The organism is Streptomyces sp. 13-12-16, assembly GCF_002114215.1.
GTDB lineage: Bacteria > Actinomycetota > Actinomycetes > Streptomycetales > Streptomycetaceae > Streptomyces.
Map to the genome: position 1 here is coordinate 4,782 of NZ_NCTE01000391.1, position 2,125 is coordinate 6,906.

A 2,125-nucleotide genomic window follows, 5' to 3' on the forward strand; every position below is an offset into this window, starting at 1 on the left:
TCGCTGTTCGACGCGCTCGCCTTCAAGCTGCCGAAGGACACGTCCGCCGACGACCGGGCCCGCATGCAGGTCCTCGCCATGGCGACGGCCACCCTCTCGCAGGGCCCGGCCCTCTCCCAGGCGGGCACCGACCTGCTGCGCTCCAAGTCCCTGGACCGCAACTCCTACGACAGCGGCGACTGGTTCAACGCCATCCACTGGAACTGCGCGGACGGCAACGGCTTCGGCCGGGGCCTGCCGCCGGCCGCCGACAACGAGGCCAAGTGGCCCTACGCCAAGCCCCTGCTGGGCACGGTGAAGGTCGGCTGCCCGCAGATCCAGGGCACCTCGGCCGCCTACCGGGACCTGCTGAGCATCCGTACCACGGAGAAGGCCTTCTCCCTCGACACGGCCGCCCAGGTGCAGTCGGCGCTCTCCTTCCCGCTCTCCGGGAAGGACGAGACGCCCGGCGTGATCACCATGACCCTCGGTGACCTGGTCGTCGTCTTCAACGCCACGCCCGAGCGGCAGGAGCAGCGCGTCGCCGCGCTCGCCGGGACGGGCCACCGCCTGCACCCGGTGCAGGCGGCGGGCGGGGACGCGGTCGTGAAGACCTCGTCGTACGCGAAGGGGTCCGGCACGTTCACCGTCCCGGCGCGCACGGTCGCGGTGTTCACCACCGCCGGCTGACCCCGCAAGGAGCTGCGGCTAGTGTGAGCCCTCCCGACCCGGATCAGGAGGGCTCATGCCGCAGATCACCGTCGACTACTCCGAGCGGCTGGCGGACGGTTTCGACCGGCCCGCCTTCGCGCGGGACCTGCACACCGCCGTGGTGGACATCGCGGCCGCCAAGCCGCCGGCGTGCAAGACACGGTTCCGGCGGACCGAGGACCCCGTGGTCGGCCCCGACACCGACGGGCACGCCCTCGTGCACGTCCACATCGCCCTGCTGCCCGGCCGCAGCGACGAGACCAAGGCCCGCCTCACCGAGACCGCCCTGGAACTGCTGCGCCAGTACGTGAAGCCGGCCGAGGGCGTGCGGCTGCACGCCTCCGCCGAGGTGCGCGACCTCGACGCCTCGTACCGGAAGTTCGAGGAGTAGGGGCGCTAGGAAGAAGCCAGTGAGATCAGCCGGGCGGCGAGGTCGGTGAACGGCCCGTCGCCCGGCTCGTTCTCGAGCAGGCCGCGCAGCAGCGCGGCCAGTTCCTCGTCGCGGGCGGCGGCCACGGCGGCGAGCGCGGCGAAGTCCTGCACCAGCTGCGCCTCCAGCTCGGCGCGCGGGATGCGCCTGCCGTCCAGCCAGATCAGCGCCGTCGACTCGACGAGCGAGATCCAGGACCGTACGACCAGCTCCAGCCGCACCGGCGCCGGGCCCACCACGCCCATGTGCGACAGCATCTGGTCGTACGCGGCCTGCCGTACGGAGTCGATCAGCGCGTTCGTGGCCGAGACCGTGCTCATCGAGCAGGCTCCGCCCGCGGACACCGCCGGGCCGCCGCGCATCAGGGCGGCGAAACCGGGCCCGTGCTCGTCGACGAAGTCGAAGAAGCGGGCCATCACCCGCCGCAGCCGCGACCCCAGCGGGCCCTCGGGCGGCTCCACGAACCGGGACGCCAGGTCCTCCGCCGCACGCCTCAACGCGGCCTCGTACAGGCTGAGTTTGCCGGGGAAGTAGTGATAGACCAGCGGGCGGGAGATGCCCGCCCGTGACGCTATCTCGTCGATGGAGACCTCGTCGGGGGAGCGTCGGCTGAACAGTTCGAGGGCCACGCCGATCAACTGCTGCCGCCGCTCCTCGACTCCCATTCTGCGCCGCACCCCGGTAGTCATACGAACACCTTACCGATTGATTCCGGCCTCGAACGGTCCGGTCCGGACAGTGGTGTTCCTCCGGCTAGCGCAGTCCGTCGACCGACCGCCCGTTCCCGAGCGTGCCCTTGAGGTCGGCGCGGGCGCCCTTGTCGGCGCGGACGGCCAGCAGCCGGCCCCGCGCCGAGCCCTCGACCCCGCCCGTCGCCCCGACGGACGCCAGGTCGCGACTGCCGGCGGCGAGCAGGTACCAGGTGCCGGATCCGGACTTCCACAGCACCCCGGCGAGCACCCGCGGCTCGCGCTCCCCGCAGGCCGGCGCGGACTCGGCCTTCGC

3 protein-coding genes and 1 pseudogene are annotated in these 2,125 nt (G+C 72.5%); 2 read left to right on the top strand and 2 right to left on the bottom strand.

What is annotated here, in order from left to right; genetic code table 11:
• Together B7767_RS16135 and B7767_RS16140 are read left to right on the top strand one after the other, a co-directional pair.
• The coding region (locus tag B7767_RS16135) for an alpha-1,6-glucosidase domain-containing protein (RefSeq protein ID WP_143652486.1) at nt 1-669 on the top strand (669 nt) is incomplete at its 5' end.
• A gap of 55 nt (nt 670-724) precedes the next feature.
• Entirely contained in the window at nt 725-1,081 is a 357-nt protein-coding gene (locus tag B7767_RS16140; RefSeq protein ID WP_085572799.1) for a 5-carboxymethyl-2-hydroxymuconate Delta-isomerase, read from the top strand.
• A 5-nt stretch (nt 1,082-1,086) separates the two neighbouring features.
• Here B7767_RS16140 and B7767_RS16145 read toward each other — a convergent pair whose 3' ends face one another.
• Both B7767_RS16145 and B7767_RS16150 read right to left on the bottom strand, forming a co-directional pair.
• Entirely contained in the window at nt 1,087-1,809 is a 723-nt protein-coding gene (locus tag B7767_RS16145; protein WP_085572800.1) for a TetR/AcrR family transcriptional regulator, read from the bottom strand.
• A gap of 64 nt (nt 1,810-1,873) precedes the next feature.
• Nucleotides 1,874-2,125, bottom strand: a pseudogene (locus B7767_RS16150) (hypothetical protein); the annotation flags it as partial.